Source organism: Synechococcus sp. R55.7 (assembly GCF_047461955.1).
Classification (GTDB): domain Bacteria; phylum Cyanobacteriota; class Cyanobacteriia; order Thermostichales; family Thermostichaceae; genus Thermostichus.
Map to the genome: position 1 here is coordinate 9068 of NZ_JANSIC010000017.1, position 3851 is coordinate 12918.

Sequence of the window (3851 nt, forward strand, 5' to 3'; positions counted from 1 at the left end):
GATTCTCCTTGCCCATCCAAAACCTTTTCTTTAAGATCCAGAAGCAGCCGCGCTAGCTCTTCACTGCGTTTGCGGTAGTGGGCATGGCTGCTCAGCAGATCCCTGTAGATTTTCTCTTCGATTTGTAGCCTCTGCCCCTCTTCTTCCAAGGAAAGGGCAGCCGACCCGAGCTCTAAAGTATTGGCCTCAAAACGAAACAGAACCAGCAAGGCGCCGGTAAGCTGCTGAATTTGACACTGTAGGGCGCGGCTATCCAGCTCATGCTTGGCGAACCCCACCTGTCCCACCAGCCGCAACTCCACCATCGGCTCCATCTCACTTTCCTGAAAACGGGATCCCTTAGCCAAGGCAATGGCTGCTGCGGCAATCTGTTCGGGGGTTTCTCTGCCCTTGGCCTCCAGATAGAGCCGGCGGCGGGGCCGCTGATGGTAATCCTGCACCAACTCCGCTTGGGGTGGGCCATCTCCCCAGCGGACGCGATAGGCCCCCCGTTGGAAGTCCCATTCGGCAGTGCTGTTGGCCTCCAGGGATCCCGGGTTGAAGATCCACCCCCCCTCGGAATAGCTTTTGTGAATGTGTCCCAAGGCCAGGTAGCCCACTCCCGCCTCCCGCAAGGGCAACAGATCCCGGTAGCGCAAAGCGCCTTGGTAACGGGCAATTTGGCCTTCTAGACCGTGGTGGAACATCAACACCACCCGTTCTGGGCCGGGGGGCAACCGTCGAATGGCCGCCGCCAACTGCTCAATCGACCTGGGAGCTGCCGATCCGTACCACTGGGATCCGATCACCCGCACCCCACAGGGCAAATCCAGATACCCTCCCCGCCGGCCCGACCAGGGACGCAGCTCCAGTCCTTCTTCCCCTTCCTCAGGCTCCAGCAATATCAACTCCCCGTGATCGGCTAAGTACCTCAGCCAACTGGTTTTCACGCCATAGGGACGGTTGTCGTGGTTGCCCTCGATGGCCAACACCGGAATCCCGGCCTGCTGCAGCTCCCGCAAGACGATCTGGGCTTGGTTGAGAACGCCGGGCTGAATCTGCCGATGCTCGAACAGATCTCCGGCGATGAGCACAAAGTCCACCGGATCCTGAATGGCATAGCGCCGGACAACATCCCGAAAAGCCAAAAAGAAGTCCTTGCTCCGCTCCGGGCTGTCGTAGCGGTCATAGCCCAGATGCACATCGGCCAGGTGTAAAAATGTGCAGGTTGAGCAGGCCATCCCCAGAGCACCTCGGCAAATTGTCCACAGTTTAGCAAACCCATCTTGTTCCCTACCCAAGATATAGGGATCCCTTCCTCTCAATCATCGGGTTCGCCCCGGCTATCTCCACTAGGGGTAGGTGCCGGCTGAGGATCTGAAATGGGCAGCTGCCCTGCCATCCAGAACGGCGAGAGTTCCCTAAGTGGAATTGATCAAATCCGCAATATTGTGCTTCATCTTGTTGCAAATGTTATCGAGGGGCAGATCATTGGGATCCCGGCCAAAGGGATTTTCAATTTCGATGCCGATCTCTTCAACGCCAAACAACATAAAGCTCAGCCATCCCACAATGGGGCCGGTCATCCAACCCAAACCTTCCACCATCTGAAACGGCAAAGATAAACAGTAGAGCAATAACAACTGCTTCAAGTGCAGGGCATAAGCCATGGGCATTGGGGTCATGAGAATGCGCTCACAGGCCCCCAGCGCATCCACCATGCTGTTGAGCCGCTCCACCATGATCGTGAGCTGGTAGACCTCAACGCGGCCCTTTTGGTATTGTCGCTGTAAGTAATCTCCGATCCAAAAGGCAATTTGCAAGGGGGGGTGTTTGAGGCTTTGGAGACGTTGCAACTGCTCCGGGCTGAGGAGGGGCTGAATCTCATCCAGCAAAGGTTCCTGGCGCAAGTGCTGTTTCATGGCCATGGCAAAGGCGGGCAACAGATATAGAGTTTGGATCTTCTCTTCCCGGTCGCCGGGTTGCTTTTCTTCAATGGCTACCCAAATCAGGCGGGCCAAATTGCGCACGTCATTCACCACGGATCCCCAAGCTTTCCGCCCCTCCCAAAACCGTTCGTAGGCGGTGTTTGTCCGAAACACCAGCATCAAACCCAAAACGATGTTGGGCACAAACGCCACCAAGGACGACAGCGCCAGGGGCAGCCCCAACTTATACAGAACCGAAACCAGCACCCCGGCCAAGCTGCAGATAAAGGCGCGGGGAAGCACTGCCGGCACAACTGATCCTTGCAACTGCAGGGCCAGTCGAAACCAACGCAGCCCCTCTCCTGCAAGATACTTGCGAAGAACCATAGTGCAGCGTCGGCAAGCTTGCCCTCTGATCCTACAGCCACTCCTACAGCCACGGCCTGCCGCCCTAGAGGGGATCCCTTGCCCGCCCATCCTGAAAAGCGACGAGGGTAGCCTGTTAGAGATTTTTCAGTTCGAGATTCTGTAAATGTCAAGCAATGCCCAGGCAAACTTCACGAACAACTTCCAGAACCCGAAGGTACTGTGGTACACTCTCAGCCAAGCAACAAATTCAACGCCGTTCTGCGATACCTCGACATGGCTGGAGTCCTCAAGCTCGACATTCGGGAATCGGCTGAAGAGCTCAAATCCCTACTAAGCAAGCAGTCTACACCGACCGGGAAGGAGCGGGTTCAAGCTCTCTACCTGCTCAAGATTGGGAAAGTCAAGACGATGACAGGCTTGGCTGAAATTCTGGGGCGGGACATCTCAACGATTTTTCGATGGTTTCAACGCTACAAGGCCAGGGGGCTAGAGGGCATGTTGACGGTGCCCCGCAACCAAGGGCGCAAACCCCTCATCCCCAAGCCGGTTTTGGAAATCCTCAAGCAGGAGCTGCATCAGCCTGGCCGATTCCGTACCTACAGCGACATTCGCGAATGGCTGCGGGAAACCCACGGTGTGGATGCTTCCTACAAAGTTGTGCATGAAACTGTTCGCTACCGTCTCAAGGTGCGCTTGCGGGGATCCCATGCTAAGCGGCGCAAAAGCGGGAGACAAGCCCCCCAGTTATCCCCCAATCTCTCCTGATCATGGCTGGGCGGCAGGGATCCAAAAACTGCTCTGCAGCAGAGGCGGGCCTGTGGGGGATTCGCTTCCTCCTGCCGGTTCGAGGGTGACGAGAAGGCGGGTCGGCTGCTCAGAATGGAGGGGTTGACTGAGCCACTGCAGGGATCCTTCCCCGTTGACGGCAAAAGTGCCGGCGTTTTCCAGCAGTCGTCCCCCTCCCTGGACATCCGACTCCAGCCACAGTTGATAGGTGCTCCCTGGGGGGGCGGGAGCCATCTCCGAGGCCAATAGCAGCACCTGCTTGGCATGGGGCGACCAGAGGGCTTGCACCAACAGGGGAGTGCTGAAGCTGGGATCCCGCAGCAGGGTTCGCTGCACCTGCGGTTGTCGTTGCCACTCTTGATAGAGCCGTTGAACCGCCGCCGACTCTCCCTCGATGGGGGATCCCCACTGCCAGCGCAGATGCCAGTAGGCTGCTGTCATGGCCACTGCGTAGATCCCCAACACCGCCAGGCTGCCCCAGAGGAGACGTCGCGGCCCCAGAGGAGCTGAAGTTTGCATGGAGAGGGGGGCGGGTAGCCAAGCCCAACGCCGCAGCCGTTCCCTGGCTTGAAAGGCTGTCAACTCGTAGAGCCACAGAGCCACCGAGCGATCCCGCTGCAGGTCAAAGGCATCGGCGTGTTTCCAGCAGAACTCGAACACCTGCCGCACCACCTCTTCCGCCTGGTGAGGTTGCTTGAGAATGGCCAAGGCAATATCCAGCAGGCGCTTCTGATAGCGATCCTTGAGCAAAAAGTGGCTGCGGCGATCCCGCAGTTGGATCTGGCGCAT

4 protein-coding genes are annotated in these 3851 nt (G+C 57.8%); 1 reads left to right on the top strand and 3 read right to left on the bottom strand.

Annotation, left to right across the window (positions count from 1 at the left end):
- Positions 1-1220 (bottom strand): metallophosphoesterase family protein (locus NW820_RS01880; protein ID WP_414406530.1); only part of this gene is annotated, 1220 nt, incomplete at its 3' end.
- A 180-nt stretch (positions 1221-1400) separates the two neighbouring features.
- Positions 1401-2294 carry a bestrophin family protein gene (locus tag NW820_RS01885; protein ID WP_414406531.1) on the bottom strand — a complete coding sequence of 298 codons (894 nt, stop codon included), beginning with the start codon at positions 2292-2294 and terminating at the stop codon, positions 1401-1403.
- Between the two features lie 255 nt (positions 2295-2549).
- Here NW820_RS01885 and NW820_RS01890 point away from each other — a divergent pair, with 255 nt between their 5' ends.
- Positions 2550-3041 carry a helix-turn-helix domain-containing protein gene (locus tag NW820_RS01890; RefSeq protein ID WP_414406532.1) on the top strand — a complete coding sequence of 164 codons (492 nt, stop codon included), beginning with the start codon at positions 2550-2552 and terminating at the stop codon, positions 3039-3041.
- Here the strand turns inward: NW820_RS01890 and NW820_RS01895 are convergent.
- Positions 3042-3851 (bottom strand): anti-sigma factor domain-containing protein (locus NW820_RS01895; RefSeq protein WP_414406533.1); only part of this gene is annotated, 810 nt, incomplete at its 5' end.